This is a genomic window from Herbidospora cretacea (assembly GCF_001570605.1).
In the GTDB taxonomy this organism is placed as follows: domain Bacteria; phylum Actinomycetota; class Actinomycetes; order Streptosporangiales; family Streptosporangiaceae; genus Herbidospora; species Herbidospora cretacea.
On sequence record NZ_BBXG01000019.1, the window covers coordinates 37,238 to 58,304 of the forward strand.

Consider the following 21,067-nt stretch of genomic DNA (forward strand, 5'->3'; position numbering starts at 1 on the left):
GGGGGTAACTGTGGTGAAGCTTGACCCGGCGAGGCTCCGTGAGCCCGCCGCGTGGCTGCTGCTCGCAGCCGCGGCGATGACGGTTCTCGTCGCGGTGTTCCGGCTCTTCTTCAGCGGTTCGTCGTCGGCCGGCGGAACGACGGAGTTCGGCATGCGCGCGATCTCCGCGCTGTCCACGCTCACCTCCCCGGTCAACGTCGCCCTCGCCGTCGGCGCGGTCCTCCTCTGCACGAAGCTCGGCGCGCCCACCCCCAAGAGCCGCCTCGTCACCCTGGGCGCCGCGGGCACCCTCGCCCTGGCCGCGCTCGTCGGCGCGATCAGCCTGCTCGGCGTCCTGTTCAACGACCTCGGCTTCGGCGACAAGCTCCGCTACCTGCTGCCGGGGGTGCCCACCCTGGCGCTGACCGGGCTGGCCCTGCTCTACCTGCTGACGATGGTGTCCCCGGGGGCGGCGGGCGCGGCCAAGCCGAAGAAGTCGCGGCGGCTCGCGGCGGTCCCGGCGGTCATCCCCTTCCCGCAGACGGGCGACGCGCCTCCCGTCCAGAGCTATCCGGCGGAGCCGGACTACGCGCCCTACCCGCAGGGCCCGGTCTTCGACCAGAACGGCTACGCGGGTCAGCAGGTGGTCGAGGAGCAGCCGCTCCCGCCGGTGGCCCCGATCGCCCCCGTCGTCCCGCCCGCCTCGCAGGGGGAGCGCTACTCCTACCCCGAGCCGGTCTACAACGACGACGCCCCGGCGACCTGGGAGTCCTCCCCGTTCTCCGGCTTCTCGGGCCCGCAGTTCGCCCGCCAGGCCTACGAGCCCCCGGTCATCGAGACGCCCTTCGACAGCTCGGTCCGCGAGGTCTCCCGCGCGGCGTCCCGGGAGACGCCGCAGGAGGCGGCCTACGAAACCCCGGCCTACGAAACCCCGGCCTACGAGCCGCCGCTCGTCGTCGAGGCCGGTTACGAAAGTTCCGTCCGTGATTCGGTCTACGGAGCCCCGGCCCGCGAGACGACCTATGAGTCCGCCCGCCGCGACTCGGGGTACGACGCCCCCGCGCCGCCCGTCTACGGCGCCCCCTACGAGCCCGGCTACGAGGGCGACATAAGGGAGCAGCAGCTCGCGCAGGCCTACCAGCAGGCGCAGAGCTACCAGCAGCAGCCGGCCGCCCACCGCCAGAGCAACCCCTTCGGCTACTCCCAGGCCGCGCATCTCCAGCAGCCGGTCCAGCCGCAGCGCTACCAGGGCGACCCGCTCAGCGACCCCCTCCGGGCCGAGGACATGATCGATCCGATCGACCCGGTCGCCATCTACCGCCCGGCAAAAACCGGGGAAGGTCTTCCTGCCGATCCGGCATCTACAGATTCGGACGTGACCGCTCATTGGTACAGTCCGGACCGCCGGGATCGCTGAGATCACCTGAGGGCCGACAAGACCAGCCCTTTCCCCCGGTATCCCCATGGCGCTTGACGGGGCACGACTTACACGCGTGTAATTACAGCCATGTTGTTACGCCTTCTCCGAGGTGGGTAAGGGGAGGGCGTCCATAGGGGGGCACCAACTTTCGGGGTTGGTGACGGGCGGGCGACAGGGAGGTGTGCCGTGACCGAGCTGGTCATCGCACAGGCGCTCGACGGTGAAGATCTGGGTTGGCAGGAGCGGGCATTGTGCGCTCAGACCGACCCGGAGGCGTTCTTTCCAGAAAAGGGCGGCTCCACCCGAGAGGCGAAGAAGGTGTGCCGTGCGTGTGAAGTGCGCGCGGAGTGCCTGGAGTACGCATTGGAACACGACGAACGATTCGGCATCTGGGGCGGTCTGTCGGAGCGCGAGCGCCGACGCATGAAGCGCCAGGCCGTTTGAGGATAAGCACTCGCGACAAGCGGAGGTCACAGTTGTGGCCTCCGCTTGTCATTTGGGTCAGGGGCCGGTGCGGCGTGCCGTAGTGTTGGCGCGCAAAAGCCGCACATACCCCCAAGGATCCCCGTGCACTCGGTCACCGCGATCGTGGTCGCCCATGATGGCTCCCGCTGGCTCCGGGACACTCTCCGGGCGGTGCTGGCGCAGACCCGGCCGATCGACCGGGGCGTAGGGGTCGACAACGGCAGCCGCGACGGCAGCGGCGCGCTGCTGGGCGAGGCGTTCGGCAAGCACAGCGTGGTCCAGATGCCGCGCAGCAGCGGCTTCGCCGAGGCGGTCCACGAGGTCGTCCGGCGGCTTCCGGAGGCGCCCGGCCAGACCGAGTGGCTGTGGGTGATCCACGACGACTGCGCGCCCGACCCCCGGGCGCTGGAGCTCCTGCTTCACGCCGCCGACGAATATCCCGAGACCGGCATCCTCGGTCCGAAACTCCGTGACTGGCTCGACCGGAAGCTGCTGCTGGAGGTCGGTGTCACCGTCGCCCGCTCGGGACGCAGGGAGACCGGGCTGGAGGCCCGCGAATACGACCAGGGCCAGCACGACGCCGAACCCCGAGGGGTGCGCGACGTGCTGGCGGTGTCCACGGCCGGGATGCTGATCCGCCGCGACGTCTGGGACGAGCTCGGCGGCCTCGACGCCAAGCTCCCCCTGTTCCGCGACGACCTCGACTTCTGCTGGCGGGCGCGGGCGGCCGGGCACCGGGTCCTCGCGGTCACCGGCGCGGTGGCCTGGCACGCCGAGGCGTCGTCCAAGCGGCGACGCCGGATCGCGGCCAGCGACGACCACCCCCGGCGGCTGGCCCGGCGCTACTCGCTGTTCGTGCTGATGGCGAACCTGCCGTTCTGGACCATGCTCTGGTCGATGGCCCGCAACACGGTCGGGTCGCTGATCCGGACCGTGCTGTTCCTGGTGGCCAAGCAGCCCGCCCACGCCGTCGACGAGCTCGCCGCGATCGGCTCGGTGCTGGTCCACCCGCTGCGCCTCCACCGGGCCAGGAAGGCGCGCAAACGCAGCCGGGCCGGATACGCGCTGGTCAAGCCCATGTTCAGCCCGCCGATCCTGGCGTTCCGGCGCGCCTGGGAGATGGTGCAGAACCAGCTCTCCGGCGGCGGGCCGATGGACTCGGCGGGGCGGCACCACGCCGTCCAGCTGCCGGGGGCCGAAGAGGGCGACGAGCTGCTCAACGACGACGACGGGTTCCTGCGGCGGACCTTCGCCAGTCCGGGCGTGCGGCTGTTCGTGCTGCTCACGGCGGTCGCCATCGCGGCCGAACGCGACCTGCTGGCCGGCGGGACGCCCGGTGGGTTCCTGGGCGGCGGGGCGCTGGTGCCGGTCGCCGGGGGAGCCTCCGACCTGTGGGCGTTCTACACCGGCGAGTGGGCGCCGCCCTACGTCGCGGTGCTGGCGGCGCTGTCGACGATCACGTTCGGCAAGACCTGGCTGGCGGTGTCGATCCTGCTGCTGGGCTGCGTGCCGCTGTCGGGGCTGAGCGCCTACCTGGCGACGAGGAGCTTCGTCGGCTACCGGCCCGCGCGGGTGTGGCTGGCGGCCACCTACGCGCTGCTCCCGGTGGCGACCGGCGTGGTGGCGTCCGGCCGGATCGGGTCGGCGGTGGTGTTCATCCTGCTCCCGGTCTACGCCTCGCTGGCGACGAAGGTGCTGGCCGACACCCGCAAGCCCGCCCGCCGCGCCGCCTGGGGGCTCGGCCTGCTGCTGGCGGTGGGAACCGCGTTCGCGCCGATCCTGTACGTGTTCGTCGCCGTCCTCGGCCTGCTGGCCGCCGTGTCGTTCGGGGGAGTGCGCCGGGGGGTCGGCGGGAACCTCCTCATCGCGCTGGGCACCCCGCTGCTGCTGCTCGGGCCCTGGCTGGCCACGATCGTCGAAGACCCGGTCCGCATCCTGCGGGAGGCCGGGCTGCCGATGACGTCGGCCCCGACGCTCGCGCCGGAGGCGCTGCTCACCCTCAACCCCGGCGGGCCGGGCGCGCCGCCGATCTGGGTCACCGCCGGGCTGCTGGTGGTCGCGCTGGGAGCGCTCCTGCTCCGCCGCCACCAGTTCATCGTGGCGGTCGGGTGGGGCGTGGCGATCGTCGGCGTGCTGGCGGCGACCGTGGTCAGCCGCCTGTCGACCTGGCCGGGGGTGCCGCTGGCGTTCGCGGCGACCGGGCTGCTGGTCTCGACCGCGCTGGCCGCCCCCCGGATCGCCGAGTTCCGCCAGGCCGGCGGGTTCCGGCGGGCCGGGGCGTTCCTGGTCGTGCTGGTCGCCTTCGCCACCCCGGTCGCCGCCGCCACCTTGTGGATCATGAACGAGGCGGGCGGCCCGCTCCGGCGCGACGTCCGGTCGCCGCTCCCGGCGATCGCCGAGGCCAACTCCAAACCGGGTGAGGGGACGCTGCTCATCCGTACCGCCGAGACGGGCCTCACCTACACGGTCCTGCACGGGCGCACCCCCGTGATCGGGGAGTCCGAACGGGCCGCCTACGGCTCCGAGTTCACCGACGCGGTGGCCGGGCTGGCCTCCGGGCGGGGCGGCAGCGACGCGGCGAAGCTGGCCGCCCAGGGGGTCGCGTTCGTCAGCGTGCCCGGCCCCGTCGACCCGACGATCAGACGGGCCCTCGACTCCGACCCGGCCATCGCCCGGGTCACCCTCACGGACCGGGCCGGACTCTGGCGGATGACCGGCAGGGTCACCCCCGCGCCGGTCCCCGCCGACGGCGCGTGGCACCGCTATTGGCTGTACGGTCAGGGCGCCCTCGTCGTGGTCGTGCTGATCCTGGCCGCGCCGGGAGCGCGTCCGGCCGAAGCGGAGACGCCCGAGGAGATCCCGGCCGGCCGAGAGCGGGTGGCGGTGTGAGACGGCTCATCGAGAACCGGTTCGGCATGCTGGCGCTGGTGCTGATCGCGCTGGCCGCCGTCTACGGCGTCGCCTTCGCCAGCCGCCCCGCCCCCGTCGCCCCCGTGAGGGCCGAACCGGTGAGGGCGCCGATCGCGTCGGTGTCCACGGTCTGCCCCGACCCCGGCGGCGCGATGGTCACCGCCGTCACCCCGCCGAACGTCGGCGGCGCCGGCCAGACCTTCATCGACGACGGCGACGACCCGTTCACCATGGACGAGCCCGGCAAGCTCTGGCAGAAGACCATGCCTGCCGGCACCGACCCGATCAGGGTCCACGCCACCGGCGCGATGGCCTCCGGCCTGGAGGCCGCCCAGACCAGGCGCGCCCTGTCGGGCGAGGCGCGGGGCCTTGCGGGGGTGCGCTGCGTCGACCCGGGCGCCGCCGCCTGGTTCGTCGGACCCGGCCCGGCGGCCGGGGAGCTCAAGCTCCACCTGGCCAACGTCGAGTCGGCCCCGGCCGACGTGGCGCTGGTCGTCTACTCGGGCGAGGGCCAGGTCATCGCCGACCGGGCCAGCGGCCTGATCCTCAAGCCGGGCGAGCACCGCACCGTCGACCTCAAGACCGTCGCCCCGTCGCCGCTGGTCATGGCGCTGAACGTGTCGACCGGCCGAGGCCGGGTCGCCGCCGCCGTCGAGGCGGCCACGCCCGAGGGCGTCGACTGGCTCCCGCAGACCACCGAACCCGCCAGGCGCGTCGTGGTGCCGGGCGTGCCGGGCAGCGCCGGACGCCGCGAGCTCTACGTCGCCGCCCCCGGCGACCAGGACGCCATCGTCCAGATCAAGGCCGTGCTGAAAGACGGCTCCTACGCCCTGGAGAACCGCGAGGACGTCGAGGTGCCCGCCGGTTCGGTCGCCACCCTCGACCTGTCGACCGGGGTGACCGGCCAGCCCGCCGCGATCGTGCTGACCTCGGACGTCCCCGTGGTCGGCGGCCTGAAGATCATCGGTACCGGGAGCAGGACCGACGTCGCCTACACCGCCGGGGCGCCCTCGATCGACCTGGGCAGCGTCGTCGCCGACGCCCGCTCGACCAAGGCCGTCACCTCGCGCCTGATCCTCAGCGCGCCCGACAAGGCCGCCGACGTCACCGTGACGCTGCTGCCGCGCGAGGGGGACGCGCCGGAGCCGATCGAGGTGGCGATCCCGGCGCAACGTACCAAGGAGATCATCCTGAAGGGCTCGGCCAAGGGCTTCAGCGTGGTCGTCACGCCCAAGGCCGGCTCGGGGCCCGTCTACGGCGGCCGGGTGATGGAGGAGCGCGTGTCCGGCGGCCAGCTCGTCACCGCGCAGCCGCTCGCCGTGGCCCGCACGTGGACGCTCGTGCCCAAGGCCACCGAGGCGCCCTCGGTGATCCTGCCGCCCTACTCGTCGTAGCCGGGGTCGACCTGTTCGGGGGTCAGCCCCAGCAGCGTGGAGACCTGCTCGACGACGACGGTGTGGACCAGCGCGGCCAGGCTCTCGCGGTCGCGGGCGCGGGCCTCCAGCGGGCGGCGGTAGACCACGACCATGGCCGCCTCGCCGCGCACCGCCGGTTCGGCCCGGCCGAACGGGATCGGGTCGGAGGTCAGCCGCGCCGGGCCGTCGATGAGCTCGGCGACCGGGGGCACCTCCTCGACGCCGAAGTCGACCGACGCGAGCTCCTTGGACCAGCGCACGCGCAGCCGGTCGACGGCGTCGAGCACGAGGTCGTCGAACCGCTCGCCACGCGACTTGGCGATCGGCACGTGGGAGGGCGCCAGCGGCCCCCGCATGCCCCGCCCGTGGCGGTCCCGCCGTCGAGGAGTCATCAGATCAGCTTAGAGGTCCGCGCTGTGTTCGATTGAGGCAGATTCAGGGCGCGAGCCACGGCCGTCCTTCGGCCGTCCGCGTCTCGCTTCATGGTCTGTCCGGATTGTGGCGACACGCTCGTTAAGAGGGGCGGGGTGGTGGCAATGTGCGGGCCAACCGGATACGGTCCCTCCGTGAGCCCCGTCCGCAGCTGTTCCCGTACCGCCTGCAGGCAGCCTGCCGTCTTCACACTCACGTACGTTTACGCCGACTCGACCGCCGTTCTTGGCCCCCTGGCGACGTACGTCGAGCCGCACTGCTATGACCTGTGCGCGGAGCACGCCGAGCGGCTCACCGCGCCCCGAGGCTGGGAGGTCGTCCGGCTGCCCTACGAGCCCGGCGCGCCCTCCGGCGACGACCTCGAGGCCCTGGCCAACGCCGTCCGCGAGGCCGCCCGCCCGGCGCCCGCCCCGGGTGAGCCGACCGGCCAGGCGGTGGAAGTCGGCCGCCGTGGCCACCTCCGGGTCCTCAAGTCCAATCGCGACCGCTGAAGGCGCGCGCCCACTAGGCTGCGAATCCTAGGGATCTGCGACATATAGGGGCGGAATTGGGCGACCTCGCCAAGATCTTCAAGGCGTATGACGTACGCGGTGTCGTGCCGGACGAGTTCGACGAGGAGATCGCCGAGGCCGTGGGTGCGGCCTTCGCGGAGGTGGTCGGGGCCGATCGCATCGTGATCGCCCATGACATGCGGGAGTCCTCCGGCCCGCTGGCGGCGGCCTTCGCACGCGGCGCGACCTCCCGGGGCGCCGATGTGATCAACGCCGGGCTGGGCTCCACCGACCTGCTCTACTACGCCAGCGGCAGCCTCGGCCTGCCGGGCGTCATGTTCACCGCCAGCCACAACCCGGCGCAGTACAACGGCATGAAGATGTGCCGGGCCGGGGCGGTCCCCATCGGCTCGGAGACGGGCATGGCCGAGATCCGCGACCGCGCGGCCGGTCTGCTCGGCGTGCCGACCCAGGACCCGACCGGTTCGGTCACCCACCAGGACCTCCTGAGCGGCTACGCCGCCCACCTGAGGTTGCTCGTCGACCTGTCGGCCATCCGGCCCCTGAAGGTGGTCGTCGACGCCGGCAACGGCATGGGCGGCCACACCGTGCCCGAGGTGTTCGCCGGGCTGCCGATCGACCTCGTGCCGCTCTACTTCGAGCTCGACGGCTCGTTCCCCAACCACGAGGCCAACCCGATCGAGCCCGAGAACCTCAGGGACCTGCAGAAAGCGGTGGTCGACCACGGCGCCGACGTCGGCATCGCCTTCGACGGCGACGCCGACCGCTGCTGGGTGATCGACGAGAGGGGCGCCTCGGTCTCGCCGTCGACGATCACCGCGCTGGTGGCCGCCCGCGAGCTGGCCAAGAACCCCGGGGCCACGATCATCCACAACCTGATCACCTCGCGCGGCGTCCCCGAGATCATCAAGGAGAACGGCGGGGTGCCGGTCCGCACCCGCGTCGGCCACTCGTTCATCAAGGCCGAGATGGCCAAGGCGGGCGCCGTCTTCGGCGGCGAACACTCGGCCCACTACTACTTCCGCGACTTCTGGTACGCCGACTCGGGCATGCTGGCCGCCCTCCACGTGCTGGCCGCCCTCGGCGAGCAGCGGCGCCCGCTTTCCGAGGTGCTGTCGGCCTACGCGCGCTACAGCGCGTCCGGCGAGATCAACAGCACCGTGGCCGACCAGGCCGCCGCGACCGCCAAGGTCCGCGCGGTCTTCGGGTCCCGCGAGGGTGTTACCTTCGATGAGCTGGACGGCCTGACCGTCACCGGTCCGACCTGGTGGTTCAACCTGCGCCCGTCCAACACCGAACCGCTGCTCCGGCTCAACGCCGAGGGCGACGACGAGGTGACCATGGCTGGTGTGCGCGACGACGTACTGAGAGAGGTTCGAGGGATTTGAAGATCGACGACTGGCTGCTGGAGATCCTGGCCTGCCCGGCGTGCAAGTCCCCGCTCCGGGCCGAGGCCGGCGAGCTGGCCTGCACCTCCGAGAGCTGCGGCCTGGTCTACCCGGTCCGCGACGACATTCCCGTGCTGCTGGTCGACGAGGCACGGAAGGCATGATCTGGGAGCCTGAGCTGCTCGACGACCAGGGCCACCTGGTCGCGGCCGATCCCTCGGGCATGCTTCCGGCGGTCGCCTCGGCGGCCGCCCAGATCCGCACCGGCCGCCGGCTGGCCGCCGAGGCGGGCGTGGGGGCGGTGGCCGCCGACGGGCGTCCGCGGGCGATCGTGACGCTCGGCATGGGCGTCAGCGGCGTCGCCGGGGAGATCCTCACGGCCGTCTGCGGCAACGGCGCGCCGATCCCCGTCACGACCGCGAGCGGTCACCGGCTGCCCGGCTGGATCGGCGCCAACGACCTGGTGTTCGCCGTGTCCGCCTCCGGGGCCACCGAGGAAACCCTCGGCCTGGCCTGGGAGGCGTCCCGGCGCGGCTGCCGCCTGGTCGGGGTCGGCCGTCCCGGCTCGCCCCTCCAGTCGCTCTGCACCCAGCGGGGGGCGCCGTTCGTCCCCGTCGAGGCCGCGTCGGGGCACGCCCGCGCGGCGCTGTGGGCGCTGACGGTCCCGCTCATCGTGGCGGCGTCGTCGCTGGGCCTGGCCGACGTCGCCGAGCCGGTGTACGAATCCGCCGCCGCCCTGCTCGAAGACCTGGCCCACCGGTGCCGCCCGTCGAGCGAGACGTTCATCAACCCCGGCAAGACGCTGGCCATGGAGCTGGCCGAGTCGGTGCCGATGGTGTGGGGCTCCTCCGCCCTGCCGATCGTGGCCGCCCACCGGCTGGTCCACCAGCTCTACGAGAACGCCAAATACCCGGCGATCTTCGGCGAGTTGCCCGAGGCGGCCCACAACCAGGTGGCCGCGTTCGACGGCCCGCTCGCCGAGCGCGACATCTTCGCCGACACGCAGGGCCGTCAGCTGCGGCTGTTCGTGCTCCGCGACACCGAGGAGGACGAGCGCGAGACCAGCACCCGCGGCACCACGGTCCGGCTGGCCGAAAACCGCGACGTGCGGGTGTCCGAACTGATGGCCGAGGGGCGTCATCCGCTTGAACGGCTGGCGACGCTGATCGGGCTGGCCGACTTCGCCAGCGTCTATCTGGCACTTGGTTATGGAATCGATCCCACTCCGGTGAGCGCGGTCCGGGAGTTGAAGGCCAGAATTGCCCGTTAGGATCTTCTGGCCGAAAACTGAGGGAGTGTCATCGTGAGCGCCAGTGGCGGAACGAAGGCGATCGTCGCGGCATTGGTCGCCAACCTGTCGATCGCCGTGGCGAAATTCGTCGCCTTCCTGTTCACCGGATCGTCGTCCATGATCGCCGAGTCGGTCCACTCCGTGGCCGACTCGGGGAACCAGGCGCTGCTGCTGCTGGGCGGCAAGCGGGCGGCCCGTGAACGCACCGAGCAGCACCCTTTCGGCTACGGCCGTGAGCGCTACTTCTACTCGTTCGTGGTGGCGGTCGTGCTGTTCACGATCGGCGCGCTGTTCTCGATCTACGAGGGCGTCCACAAGCTCCAGCACCCCGAGGACCTGAGCTCCCCACAGTGGGCGTTCGGCGTGCTGATCTTCGCGATCATCGCGGAGGCCTTCTCGTTCCGGACCGCGATCAAGGAGTCGCTGCCGCACAAGGGCAACCTGACCTGGTGGCAGTTCATCCGCCGGTCGAAGTCGCCCGAGCTGCCGGTCATCGTGCTCGAAGACCTGGGCGCGCTGCTGGGCCTGATCTTCGCCCTGTTCGGCGTCACCATGGCCGTCGTCACCGGCAACGGCATCTGGGACGGCGTCGGCACCGTCATGATCGGTGTCCTGCTGGGGGCCATCGCGATCATCCTGGCCATCGAGACCAAGTCGCTGCTCATCGGTGAGAGCGCCGGCCCCGAGGTCGACGCGCAGATCCGGAAGGCCCTGGAGAGCGCGCCCGAGGTGACCGGGGTCATCCACATGCGCACCCTCCACGTCGGCCCCGAGGAGCTCCTGGTCGCCGCCAAGATCGCGGTCGAGCACGACGACACCGCCGCCGAGGTCGCCCGGGGCATCGACGAGGCCGAGCAGCGCATCCGCGAGGCCGTCCCGATCGCCCGGATCATCTACCTCGAACCGGACATCCAGACCTCAGCGCCCGCGAAGCAGCCGTAGCGCCTTCTCCTTCTCGAAGTCCAGCGCCCTGCGGGGCGCCTGGATGCGCCCGATCCGCACGCCCAGGTCTCTGACGGCCTGGGCGACGGCCGGTTCCGACAGCGCCCGCAGCGCGAAGGCGAGTTCGCCGGGCGAGACGTCGAACCGCTTCTCCAGCTCCATCGCCTTGGTCACGGCGGCGAGCTCCTCCTCGCCGAACCGGCGGTGGGAGCCGAGATCGCGTACCGGCGGGAGAAGCCCGAGAGCCTCCCGATATCGCAGCATTCGTGGCGACATGCCCAACTTGGCGGCGGCCTCTGTGATGCGCATGAGCCCATTCTTACATTCTTGTGTCAGGATCGGCGCTCGTAGGCGGTGTTCGGCCCTACAGTGGCAGAGACGCTACGAGAGGGGACACCCCAAGATGGACTTCAAGGTCGCCGACCTGTCGCTCGCTGACTTCGGTCGCAAGGAGATCCGGCTCGCCGAGCACGAGATGCCCGGCCTGATGGCGACGCGCAAGGAGTTCGCCGCCTCCCAGCCGCTCCGGGGCGCGAAGATCATGGGCTCGCTGCACATGACCATCCAGACCGCCGTCCTGATCGAGACGCTGGTCGCCCTCGGCGCCGACGTGCGCTGGGTCTCGTGCAACATCTTCTCCACGCAGGACCACGCCGCCGCCGCGGTCGTCGTCGGCCCCGAGGGGACCGTCGAGGAGCCCAAGGGCGTGCCGGTCTTCGCCTGGAAGGGCGAGACGCTGGAGGAGTACTGGTGGTGCACCGACCAGGCGCTCCAGTGGCCTGACGGCTCGGGCCCGAACATGATCCTCGACGACGGCGGCGACGCCACCCTGCTCGTCCACAAGGGCGCCGAGTTCGAGAAGGCCGGCGGCGTCGTGCCGACCGCCTCCGAGGACGACCCCGAGGAGTGGGGCATCATCCTCGACCTGCTCCGCCGCACGGTGGGCGACGACCAGCGCTGGACCAGGACCGCCGAGGCGATCAAGGGCGTCACCGAGGAGACCACCACCGGTGTCCACCGCCTCTACGAGATGTTCAACAACGGCCAGCTGCTCTTCCCGGCCATCAACGTGAACGACTCGGTCACCAAGTCGAAGTTCGACAACAAGTACGGCTGCCGCCACTCGGTGATCGACGGCCTCAACCGCGCCACCGACGTGCTGATCGGCGGCAAGGTGGCCGTGGTCGCCGGCTACGGCGACGTCGGCAAGGGCTGCGCCGACGCGCTGCGCGGCCAGGGCGCCCGCGTCATCGTGACCGAGATCGACCCCATCTGCGCCCTCCAGGCCGCGATGGACGGCTTCCAGGTCACCACCCTGGAGGACGTCGTCGGCATCGCCGACATCTTCGTCACCACGACCGGCAACTTCAGCATCATCACCGCCGACCACATGGCGCAGATGAAGCACAACGCGATCGTGTCCAACATCGGCCACTTCGACAACGAGATCGACATGGCCGGCCTGGCCCGCATCCCGGGCATCGAGAAGGAAGAGGTCAAGCCCCAGGTCCACACCTGGCGCTTCCCCGACGGCAAGCAGATCATCGTGCTGGCCGAGGGCCGTCTGATGAACCTGGGCTGCGCCACCGGCCACCCCTCGTTCGTCATGTCGAACTCCTTCACCAACCAGGTGATCGCGCAGATCGAGCTGTTCACCAAGACCGACGCCTACCCGATCGGCGTGTACGTGCTGCCCAAGCACCTCGACGAGAAGGTCGCCCGCCTCCACCTCGACGCGCTCGGCGTGAAGCTGACCACGCTGTCGAAGAAGCAGGCCGAGTACATCGGCGTCGACGTCGAGGGCCCCTACAAGCCCGACCACTACCGCTACTGATCATGGATGCCGTTCTGGCCGAGGCCGGTGAGCGCCGCATCGGGTGGGCCTCGCGCGCCATGCCGGTGCTCACCGCGATCGGCGCGGGGTTCGGCGGCGACCGTCCGCTCGACGGGCTGAAGGTCGCCGCCTGCCTCCACGTCACGGCCGAGACGGCGGTGCTCATGGGGGCGCTGAAGGCGGGCGGCGCGGAGATCGCGCTGGCCGCCTCCAACCCGCTCTCGACGCAGGACGACGTCGCCGCCGCCCTGGCCGACTACGGCATCGCCGTGCACGCCAGGGCGGGGGTCGACCGCGACACCTACTACCGGCACATCCACCGGGCCCTGGACATCGGGCCCGACATCGTCCTCGACGACGGCTGCGACCTGGTCAACATCCTGCACACCGAACGCTCCGACATGGTCGTCAAGGGCGGCTGCGAGGAGACCACGACCGGGATCATCCGGCTGCGCCAGATGGCCGCCGAGGGGGCGCTGAAGTTCCCGATGGTGGCCGTCAACGACACCCGGACGAAGCGGATGTTCGACAACCGCTACGGCACCGGCCAGTCGACGATGGACGGCATCATGCGCGCCACCAACGCGCTGCTGGCCGGCCGGACCGTCGTGGTGGCCGGGTTCGGCTACTGCGGCCGGGGCGTGGCCGAGCGGGCCAAGGGCCTGGGCGCGCGGGTCGTGGTGACCGAGATCGACCCGGTGAAGGCGCTCGACGCCTCGCTCCACGGCTACGGCGTGGCCACGATGGCCGAGGCGGCCGAGATCGGCGACGTGTTCGTGACGGTCACCGGCAACCGCGATGTGATCAGGGCCGAACACCTGGCGGTCATGAAGGACGGCGCGATCCTGGCCAACGCGGGCCATTTCGACGTCGAGATCGACGTGCGCGCCCTGGAGTCGATGGCCGAGGAGGTCCACTACCAGGTGCGGCCCAACACCGACGAGTTCGTGGTGAACGGCCGGCGGCTGCTGCTGCTGGCCGAGGGGCGGCTGGTGAACCTGGCGGCGGCCGAGGGCCATCCGGCGGCGGTGATGGACATGTCGTTCTCGGCCCAGGCGCTCGCGGTGGCGTGGCTGGCGGCCGAGCACGCCTCACTCAAGCCGGGCGTCTACGACGTGCCCGACGGGATCGACGCGCGGGTGGCGGGGCTGAAGCTGGCGGCAGCGGGGATCGCCATAGATGGGCTTACTTCCGACCAAGAGGCATATCTTCACTCTTGGCGCACAGGATCGTGACAATTTCCGTACAAACGGATGTATTACCCCATGGCTACCCCGGGGTTGTCGTACTACGGTCATAGCACTCGGCTCGTTCAAGGCCAGTCACCTGAGCCGAGATGACGGGCGGGTACGACCGGTTCGCCTCTCCCTCTGCGCTCCGGACGTACCCGCCCAACCCCACTGCAGGCGTGCCCCATGCCTGCGTTCGTCACAACTGCCCCTGGCGTCCACCGCTAAACCTCGCGATGTCGCGGCGGCGGCGTTCGGCGAGCACGGCGGCCAGGTAGGCGTAGGGCGGAACCCCTGGTGGCGGCGGCGGTTGCACCCGCGCCGAGACCTGAGAGGCGATCCGGTAACCCATCTGCTCGGCGGCGACCGGCGACAGCTGCGGCAGCCGGGTCAGGTACTGCCGCGCCACGTTGGCCAGGTCGTCGGTGAGGCCGGTCAGCTCCAGCGTGGCCGCCCAGGCGGCGAGCTGCGGCGGCATCTCGGGCGGCGGCCCGGAGTCCTTCGGCGCGCGTTCGGAGATGACGACGGTCCCGCCGAACAGGTCGCCCAGGCGCTTGCCCTTCTGGTTGACCAGCGAGCAGATCACCGCCGGCGCGCCGCTCAGCATGAAGATCTCGACGACCGCCGTCAGGCCGCGGAAGAACGCCTGCCGGAACCGCTCGGGGCCGCCGTCGTCGGCGACCACCCGCAGGCCGAGGGCCATCTTGCCGAGGCTGCGCCCGCGCGACAGGGTCTCGAACGTCACCGGATATCCGACCACGATCGCGACGACCGAGACGATGACCAGCGCGGTGGCCAGCGACTCGTCGATGTCACCGGTCGCGAACGCGATCAGCAGCAGCGCCCCCACCAGCAGCACGATCTGCACGACCAGGTCGAGCAGGAACGCGACCACCCGGATCGGCAGCTGCGCCAGCGGCACGTCGAGCGCCACGGCGTCACCGGTCACGACGTCAGGGCGCGGCACTTCGGACATGTCCCGACCCTACTAGGCTCGCGATCGTGGACATCGACGCCTTCAGAGCCGCCCACCAGCCGACCTGGGACCGGCTCGACGACCTGGTGAAGCGGCGGCGGAGGCTGACCGGCCCCGAGGTCGACGAACTGGTCGAGCTCTACCAGCGGGTGTCCACCCACCTATCGATCGTCCGCTCGGCCTCCCGCGACGGCGTGCTGACCGGCCGGCTGTCCGCCCTGGTCGCCCGGTCGCGGACCGCCGTCACCGGCGCCCACGCGCCCGCCTGGCGGGAGTTCCTCCGGTTCTGGACGGTCTCGTTCCCGGTGGTCTGCTACCGGTCGTGGCGCTGGTGGCTGGGCGCGGCCGTGGCCTCGGCGGTCGTCGCGGTGGCGGTCGGGATCTGGGTGGGCGCCAACCCCGACGTGCGGGCCGCGATGGGCACGCCCGAGGAGATCAGGCAGCTCGTTGAGCACGACTTCGCCGACTACTACAGCGAGAACCCGGCCGGGTCGTTCGCCACGCACGTGTGGGTGAACAACGCGTGGGTGGCGGCCCAGTGCGTCGCCTCGTCGGTGATCGGAGGCGTGCTGATCCCGTACATCCTCTTCCAGAACGCCGCCAACGTCGGGCTGCTCGGCGGGATCATGATCGACTCGGGCCGGGGCGAGGTGTTCTTCGGCCTGATCACCCCCCACGGCCTGCTGGAGCTCACGGCGGTGTTCCTGGCCGCCGGGGCGGGCATGCGGGTCGGCTGGTCGCTGATCGCGCCGGGCCCGCGCCCGCGCGCGCAGGTGCTCGCCGAACAGGGGCGCGCGGTGGTCGCGGTGGTGCTCGGGCTCGCCGTCGTACTGCTGATCTCGGGCCTCATCGAGGCCCTCGTCACGCCTTCGCCGCTGCCGACCTGGGCCCGCATCGCCATCGGCGCCACCGCCGAGATCCTCTTCCTGCTGTACGTCGTCCACTACGGCCGCCGGGCCGCCAGAGCCGGCGAGACGGGCGACATCGCCGACGCCCCTGATTTCGTGCCCACGGCTTAGATGATGGATTCCAAGCCCTTGGCGTGAGGTCAGTGGTCGTAAGCGGTCGGGGGTCGTTTCACCGGCTGGCCGGAATGAACCTTGTGCCAGATCCCGGCGGTGATGGCGAGGACGCGGACGATCACGCGGATGACGACGTCGGGGATTGTCCGCCCGCCGTGGCGTTCCAGGTCCAGCTGAGCTTTGATGTGGTGTATCGATTCGATGGTCTGGCGTAAGGGCTTGATCAGGGCGCTTCCGCGGGCTTGCGCAGCAGGGTCAGTCCCTGGCTTGCCAGGGCGGTCTCGAAGTCGCGGCCGAGTACTGCATGTCGGCCAGGATGGTCCGGCCGGGATGGCGGGCCACCGATTCGCGCTCGGCGGCTTTGGCACTGGTGAGGGGGAAGGCGACGGGCGCTCCACCGGGGGTGCAGAGGTGGTGGAGGCGCAGGCCCCAGAAGAAGCGGCTATGGGAGGAGCAGTAGCCGAATTCGGCCAGCCGGCCACGGCGCTGCCGTCACCCGGGAATCGGCTTCACGAACCTGCGGCTGTTTGCCCGCCCTGGATTCGGCGTGAAACCCACATATTTATCGCGGGGCCGAAAGAATTCACCATTGCTCAAATGGGGTATCTTGTGGCGTCATGTGATTAATTGGGGCTCGGGGCCGGGCAAGGGCGGGAGCGTCGATGTATTCGCAGGCCACTGATCCGCTGACATGACCTCTGGCCCCTTGGTGGACTCGTGGATCGCCGCGGTTCACCTGACGGAACACGACCGCGAACCCGTGGGATCCGCCGTCGTCATCGACAATCGCCGCGCCCTGACCGCGGGTCACGTCGTGGTCCACCACCACAAGGTGGTCGAGGAATTGTGGCTGGCCTTTCCCAAGGCGGACACCGGCCAATATCAGCGCCGCCGCGCCCGAATAAAGTTACCCGCCGATCACCGGACCGCCGACCTCGCGTTTCTGGTCATGGACGAGGACGTCCCTCCAGGCGTGCAGCCCGCCCAGCTTCGATTACCGCGCCCCGCCGACCTGGTCGGCAGGCAGTGGTGGGCCTTCGGTTTCCCGCTGTCCGACCCCCTCGGCGACGTTACGAGCGGCGAGGTGGACGCCTCGCTCGGATACGGCTGGATCCGGCTGACCACCACGTCTCCCTATCCGTTGGCGCGCGGCTACAGCGGGAGCGGACTCTGGTCACCCGACTACGCCGCCGTGGTCGCGATCGTCGGGCAGGCGCACCACGAGGGCGGAGGCCGGGCTGTCACTCTCTACGAGGCCGACCTCTGGTTTCCCGAGGAGAAGCTGCGGTCCCTGATCGAGAAGTGGTCGGCGGAGCAGGCCGATCCGGAGGCTCTCGCCTCGTGGGGCTGGAGCCTCGACACCGACCCTGAGGGAACCCGTCACTGGCGGCCGCGGGCCCGTGGCGTCACCGTGGACAGCGAGCGCGGATACCGGTTCCGGGGCCGGACTGCCGCGCTGGGCCGGATCGTCGACTGGCTGACCCGCGTCCAGCCCGACCGCCGTGCGCTCGTCGTCACCGGTTCACCGGGCGTCGGCAAGTCGGCTGTGCTCGGCCGGATCGTCACGACGGCCGACGCGGCGGTCCGGGCAGAACTGCCCGCCGACGACCAGAGCGTACGGGCGCCGATCGCCTCCATCGCCTGCGCGATCCACGCCAAGGGCAAGACCGCGCTCGACGTGGCCCGAGAGATAGCGCGGGCGGCCTCGGCGGCCCTGCCGGAAAGCGTCGAGGACCTGGAGACGGCGCTGCTCGCGGTCCTGCCGGAACGCAGCCGGCGGTTCAACGTCGTCATCGACGCTCTCGACGAGGCCACGTCCCCGACCGAGACCCGGACGATCATCACCCATGTAGTGCTCCCGATCGTGGAGACGTGCGCCGAACTCGGTGCGCAGGTGATCATCGCCACCCGTCGCAGAGACGACGGCGGCAACCTCCTCAGCGTGTTCGGCGGCGCGTCGTCCGTCGTGGACCTGGACGAGCCGCTCTACTTCGCCCGCGAGGACCTGACCGAGTACGCCATGGCCACCCTGCAGCTCATCGGTGACGAGCGGGCCGGTAACCCCTACGCGGAGGATGAGGTGGCGCGTCCGGTCGCGGAAGGGATCGCCGCACGCTCCGACCGGAACTTCCTGATCGCCGGGCTGGTGGCCCGCACCCACGGGATGCACGACCTCCAGGCGATCGACCCGGCATCGCTGTCGTTCACGGCGACGGTCGAGGAGGCGCTGCGAACCTACATCAGGCGACTTCCGGACGTGGGCAGAATCCCGGCCTCCACGGTCCTGGCGGCGCTGGCCTTCGCCGACTCACCCGGCTTCGATCTCGACCTGTGGATCCTCGCGATCCAGACCCTTGACGGCGTGACCACCACCGCCGGGCAACTGGCGCGGTTCGCCCGATCGTCCGCCGCCAACTTCCTGGTGGAGTCGACGACAGGAGACCAGGGCGGGGTCTACCGGCTGTTTCACCAGGCCCTCAACGACGCCCTGCTCGCCGTCCGTGCCCGCGTCTCCACCCGCGCCGAGGACGAGCGCATGCTCGCCCGCGCCTTCCTCGCCCGGGCCCATCGGGTGTCTTGGGAGAAGGCCCCGCCTTACCTGCTGCGATCACTCGCGGGTCACGCGGCCCGCGGCGGCGTTCTCGAGGAATTGGTGGCCGATGAGAAGTATCCCTTGTACGCAGACCTGCTGCGGTTCAGCTCACACGCGGTCAGTGCCGCGTCCGCGGACGTGCACACGAGGCGACGGCTCATCCAGCTCACTCCGCTGGCCTTCGACGCGCCGCCCGCCGTGCGCGCCGCGCTGTTCACGGTGACCTCGGCGATGGCCGACCTCGATTTGGAGGTGCCCAGCCCGTCGGACTCGGTGCCCTATCGGGCCGTCTGGGCCTCCGCGACGCCGCGCGCCGACCAGGCGATCTTGTACGGCCACACCGGCAGGGTCACCGGTGTCTGTTCCTTCGTCCTGAACGGTCGAGTCCTGCTTGCCACCACCAGCGCCGACCAGACGGTCAGGATCTGGGACCCGGCCACCGGGCAGGAGGAGAACGTCCTTACCGGCCACACAGCGAGAGTGAACGGCATCTGCGCGTTCGGCCGAGGCGATCACGTCAGACTGGCCACGACCGGTGAGGATCGCACCGTGCGCGTGTGGGACCCGGCCACGGGTCAGGCTCTGCACACCCTGATGGGACACACCGAGAGGGTGAGTGGCATCTGCGCGCACCCGCGCGCTTCGTCCAGCTATCTGGCCACGGCCAGCGATCTGCGAGTCGTGAAGACCGATCTGCTGGCCACGACGAGCGATGACGGGACCATCCGGGGGTGGGATCCCGATACAGGCGAGGCCATGTACGTCCTGCACGGTCACAAGGGACCTGTCACCGCCGTCTGCGCGTTCGAGGAGAACCGGCGGGTGATGCTGGCGACCACCGGCCGTGACGGCACAGTCCGGATCTGGGACACGGTCACGGGACGGCGTGTCCGCCTGCTGGCCGACCATGCGTTCCGCCCCGCCGCCCTCTGCGCCTTCAACCTCAAAGGTCGTCTCACCGTCGCCGTGGCCGACGTTGGCGGGATTCGCATCAGCGATTCCACGTCGAACAGGGCGAAATATGTCCTCAAGGGACACCGCAGCGGTGTCACTCACGTCTCCGTGTTCTTCTCGGGAGATCGGTTCCTGCTGATCAGCGCAGGAGAGGACCAGACCCTACGCGTGTGGAATCCGCTCACCAGGGAAACCCAGCGAACATTGACGGGACACACCGGCGAGGTCACCGGCGCCTGCGCGTTCTCCCTCGGGAACCGGCTGCTGCTCGCCACCACCAGCGCCGACCAGACGATCAGGATCTGGGACCCGGCCGTGGGCCGGTCTCCGAAGGGAGTCGTGCGGCACCAGGGCCGCGTGAACGCGGTGCGCGGGCTCGACTTCCGCAAGCGCACCTACATCCTGACGACCAGCGACGATGGGACAGTACGCGCCTGGGAGAGCGTCACCGGAGGTCACTTCCAGACGATGAAAGGCCATCTCGGCCGGGTGAACGCGGTCTGCAGCGTGACCGTGCGCGGCGAGATCCGCGTCGCGACGACCGGGGACGACGGGCTGATCAGGCTTTGGGACCCGAAGACGGGATACCTCCACACGGGTTTCATCGGGCACACGGGGACCGTCTCGACGCTCTGCACCGTCGACATCGATGGCAAGGTCATGCTTGCCTCCGGTGGTGACGACCGGGCGATCCGGATCTGGGACCCCTCGACCGGGCGGGTCCACCGTAAGCTCTATCGTCGGCCGAACGCCTTCTTCTCCGCCATGGCCCGATTCGTGTTCAGAAGGCCTGTCCTGGACGCGTACCTTCACGGGATCCGGGCCATCTGCGAGGTCCGTCACGTGGACGGGGCCTGGCTCGCCACCACAGCCGACGAGGGCACGATCCTGCTCTGGGACCTGCGGACGAGCCGATACCGGGAGATCCCCATCGACAAGGTCGGCAACGCCGTCGACATGTGTGCGTTCACCCTGGACGAGGACCCGTACCTCGCCGTCGCCAGCACCAGACCGGATGTCGCCATCGTCGATCTGCGGACCGGGCGCCCACGGGGCGCGCTGACCGGGCACTCCGACGACGTGGTCGGGGTCTGCGCCTTCGACTTCGGTGGCCGGGTCCTGCTGGCCACCGCGAGCCGCGACCGTACGGCCCGGATCTGGAACGCCGTGACCGGTACGTGTGAGATGACGATTCCCGTGCACGACCCCGCGACCAGTTGCGCGTGGATCGACGGGGCGCTGGCCGTGGGGCTGGACACGGGCGTGCTCGTGATCCGACTCAATCCCGGACTGGCCGGGGGCACTAACTGGGAGGGCGGATCATGACCCATGTCGTCAGGTACGAGATCGACGAGAACACGACGGTCGGGTTCGAGGTCGCCCCGATCCCCGGCTATCACGCCGCGGGGGCGGGGGAGATCGCCGGTCCCATCCGCCAAGCCGTGGAACCGGCGATCCGGGCCGCGCGCGCGGTCCTCGACAAGGCCAAGGAAGCGCGGCCGGACGAGATCTCGCTGAAGTTCGGCATCAAGGTCAGTGGCACGACGAACTGGCTGGTCGCCAAGGCCGCGACGGAGGGGAACTTCGAGATCACGATGGTCTGGAAGGCACGGCCCGACGGCGCGGGCACGGCTGGCCCGCCCGGCGAGGAGGGTGACGACGCCTCAGCCAACGAAGACGACGAGGGCGACGACCCGGCCTAGAT

Annotated in this window: 17 protein-coding genes and 1 pseudogene; 14 read left to right on the forward strand and 4 right to left on the reverse strand. The window is 70.6% G+C overall.

What is annotated here, in order from left to right; all coding sequences use genetic code 11:
- The first annotated feature begins 13 nt into the window (after nucleotides 1–13).
- The 4 genes from AW270_RS29350 to AW270_RS29365 all read left to right on the forward strand — a co-directional run bounded on the left by AW270_RS29350 (nucleotide 14) and on the right by AW270_RS29365 (nucleotide 6,168).
- A complete protein-coding gene (locus AW270_RS29350) occupies nucleotides 14–1,396 on the forward strand; it encodes a hypothetical protein (RefSeq protein WP_061299363.1) in 1,383 nt (460 codons plus the stop codon).
- A gap of 189 nt (nucleotides 1,397–1,585) precedes the next feature.
- Entirely contained in the window at nucleotides 1,586–1,843 is a 258-nt protein-coding gene (locus tag AW270_RS29355; protein WP_030451269.1) for a WhiB family transcriptional regulator, read from the forward strand.
- A 123-nt stretch (nucleotides 1,844–1,966) separates the two neighbouring features.
- Nucleotides 1,967–4,753 (forward strand): glycosyltransferase family 2 protein, encoded by a 2,787-nt coding sequence (locus AW270_RS29360; protein WP_157522799.1) that lies wholly within the window; start codon nucleotides 1,967–1,969, stop codon nucleotides 4,751–4,753.
- A complete protein-coding gene (locus tag AW270_RS29365) occupies nucleotides 4,750–6,168 on the forward strand; it encodes a DUF5719 family protein (RefSeq protein WP_061299364.1) in 1,419 nt (472 codons plus the stop codon). The genes AW270_RS29360 and AW270_RS29365 overlap by 4 nt, the downstream gene beginning before the upstream one ends.
- Here AW270_RS29365 and AW270_RS29370 read toward each other — a convergent pair.
- A complete protein-coding gene (locus tag AW270_RS29370; protein WP_061299365.1) occupies nucleotides 6,156–6,581 on the reverse strand; it encodes a metallopeptidase family protein in 426 nt (141 codons plus the stop codon). The genes AW270_RS29365 and AW270_RS29370 overlap by 13 nt on opposite strands.
- A gap of 174 nt (nucleotides 6,582–6,755) precedes the next feature.
- Here AW270_RS29370 and AW270_RS29375 point away from each other — a divergent pair, with 174 nt between their 5' ends.
- From AW270_RS29375 to AW270_RS29390, 5 genes are read left to right on the forward strand one after another with little or no spacing between them, the layout of a single operon-like run.
- Nucleotides 6,756–7,112 carry a DUF3499 domain-containing protein gene (locus AW270_RS29375; protein ID WP_030451265.1) on the forward strand — a complete coding sequence of 119 codons (357 nt, stop codon included), beginning with the start codon at nucleotides 6,756–6,758 and terminating at the stop codon, nucleotides 7,110–7,112.
- A gap of 56 nt (nucleotides 7,113–7,168) precedes the next feature.
- Nucleotides 7,169–8,521 (forward strand): phosphomannomutase/phosphoglucomutase, encoded by a 1,353-nt coding sequence (locus tag AW270_RS29380; protein WP_061299366.1) that lies wholly within the window; start codon nucleotides 7,169–7,171, stop codon nucleotides 8,519–8,521.
- A complete protein-coding gene (locus tag AW270_RS38105; RefSeq protein WP_082801920.1) occupies nucleotides 8,518–8,685 on the forward strand; it encodes a Trm112 family protein in 168 nt (55 codons plus the stop codon). Before AW270_RS29380 ends, AW270_RS38105 begins: the two co-directional genes overlap by 4 nt.
- On the forward strand, nucleotides 8,682–9,791 hold the full coding sequence (locus tag AW270_RS29385) for an SIS domain-containing protein (RefSeq protein ID WP_061299367.1): 1,110 nt from the start codon (nucleotides 8,682–8,684) through the stop codon (nucleotides 9,789–9,791). Before AW270_RS38105 ends, AW270_RS29385 begins: the two co-directional genes overlap by 4 nt.
- 33 nt (nucleotides 9,792–9,824) lie before the next feature.
- On the forward strand, nucleotides 9,825–10,754 hold the full coding sequence (locus AW270_RS29390) for a cation diffusion facilitator family transporter (protein ID WP_061299368.1): 930 nt from the start codon (nucleotides 9,825–9,827) through the stop codon (nucleotides 10,752–10,754).
- Here the strand turns inward: AW270_RS29390 and AW270_RS29395 are convergent.
- On the reverse strand, nucleotides 10,731–11,063 hold the full coding sequence (locus AW270_RS29395) for a MerR family transcriptional regulator (RefSeq protein WP_061299369.1): 333 nt from the start codon (nucleotides 11,061–11,063) through the stop codon (nucleotides 10,731–10,733). The genes AW270_RS29390 and AW270_RS29395 overlap by 24 nt on opposite strands.
- 94 nt (nucleotides 11,064–11,157) lie before the next feature.
- On the opposite strand from AW270_RS29395, the gene ahcY reads away from it, so the two are divergent.
- Nucleotides 11,158–12,588, forward strand: coding sequence for an adenosylhomocysteinase (ahcY, locus tag AW270_RS29400; protein ID WP_061299370.1), 1,431 nt, complete (start codon nucleotides 11,158–11,160; stop codon nucleotides 12,586–12,588).
- Nucleotides 12,589–12,590: 2 nt separating this feature from the next.
- Nucleotides 12,591–13,823, forward strand: coding sequence for an adenosylhomocysteinase (locus AW270_RS29405; RefSeq protein ID WP_061299371.1), 1,233 nt, complete (start codon nucleotides 12,591–12,593; stop codon nucleotides 13,821–13,823).
- Nucleotides 13,824–14,016: 193 nt separating this feature from the next.
- Here AW270_RS29405 and AW270_RS29410 read toward each other — a convergent pair whose 3' ends face one another.
- The gene (locus AW270_RS29410) at nucleotides 14,017–14,793 is read right to left on the reverse strand and encodes an RDD family protein (protein WP_061299372.1); all 777 of its coding nucleotides are present in this window, start codon (nucleotides 14,791–14,793) and stop codon (nucleotides 14,017–14,019) included.
- Between the two features lie 26 nt (nucleotides 14,794–14,819).
- Between AW270_RS29410 and AW270_RS29415 the strand changes: the two genes are divergently transcribed.
- Nucleotides 14,820–15,812: a stage II sporulation protein M gene (locus AW270_RS29415; protein WP_061299373.1), complete on the forward strand. Its 993-nt coding sequence runs from the start codon at nucleotides 14,820–14,822 to the stop codon at nucleotides 15,810–15,812.
- 29 nt (nucleotides 15,813–15,841) lie between these two features.
- On the opposite strand, the pseudogene AW270_RS42300 reads toward AW270_RS29415, so the two are convergent.
- Nucleotides 15,842–16,286: pseudogene (locus AW270_RS42300) on the reverse strand (transposase family protein); the annotation flags it as partial.
- Between the two features lie 220 nt (nucleotides 16,287–16,506).
- Between AW270_RS42300 and AW270_RS29420 the strand changes: the two are divergent.
- Together AW270_RS29420 and AW270_RS29425 are read left to right on the forward strand one after the other, a co-directional pair.
- A complete protein-coding gene (locus AW270_RS29420; RefSeq protein WP_157522801.1) occupies nucleotides 16,507–20,688 on the forward strand; it encodes an AAA family ATPase in 4,182 nt (1,393 codons plus the stop codon).
- Nucleotides 20,685–21,065 (forward strand): CU044_2847 family protein, encoded by a 381-nt coding sequence (locus AW270_RS29425; RefSeq protein WP_063819386.1) that lies wholly within the window; start codon nucleotides 20,685–20,687, stop codon nucleotides 21,063–21,065. Before AW270_RS29420 ends, AW270_RS29425 begins: the two co-directional genes overlap by 4 nt.
- Nucleotides 21,066–21,067 lie beyond the last annotated feature (2 nt).

Coding starts and splice junctions, on each gene's coding strand:
- AW270_RS29370 (WP_061299365.1), bottom strand. CDS start 6,581: ATGACTCCTCGACGGCGGGACCGCCACGGGCGGGGCATGCGGGGGCCG.
- AW270_RS29385 (WP_061299367.1), top strand. CDS start 8,682: ATGATCTGGGAGCCTGAGCTGCTCGACGACCAGGGCCACCTGGTCGCG.
- AW270_RS29395 (WP_061299369.1), bottom strand. CDS start 11,063: ATGCGCATCACAGAGGCCGCCGCCAAGTTGGGCATGTCGCCACGAATG.
- ahcY (WP_061299370.1), top strand. CDS start 11,158: ATGGACTTCAAGGTCGCCGACCTGTCGCTCGCTGACTTCGGTCGCAAG.
- AW270_RS29405 (WP_061299371.1), top strand. CDS start 12,591: ATGGATGCCGTTCTGGCCGAGGCCGGTGAGCGCCGCATCGGGTGGGCC.
- AW270_RS29410 (WP_061299372.1), bottom strand. CDS start 14,793: ATGTCCGAAGTGCCGCGCCCTGACGTCGTGACCGGTGACGCCGTGGCG.
- AW270_RS29420 (WP_157522801.1), top strand. CDS start 16,507: ATGACCTCTGGCCCCTTGGTGGACTCGTGGATCGCCGCGGTTCACCTG.
- AW270_RS29425 (WP_063819386.1), top strand. CDS start 20,685: ATGACCCATGTCGTCAGGTACGAGATCGACGAGAACACGACGGTCGGG.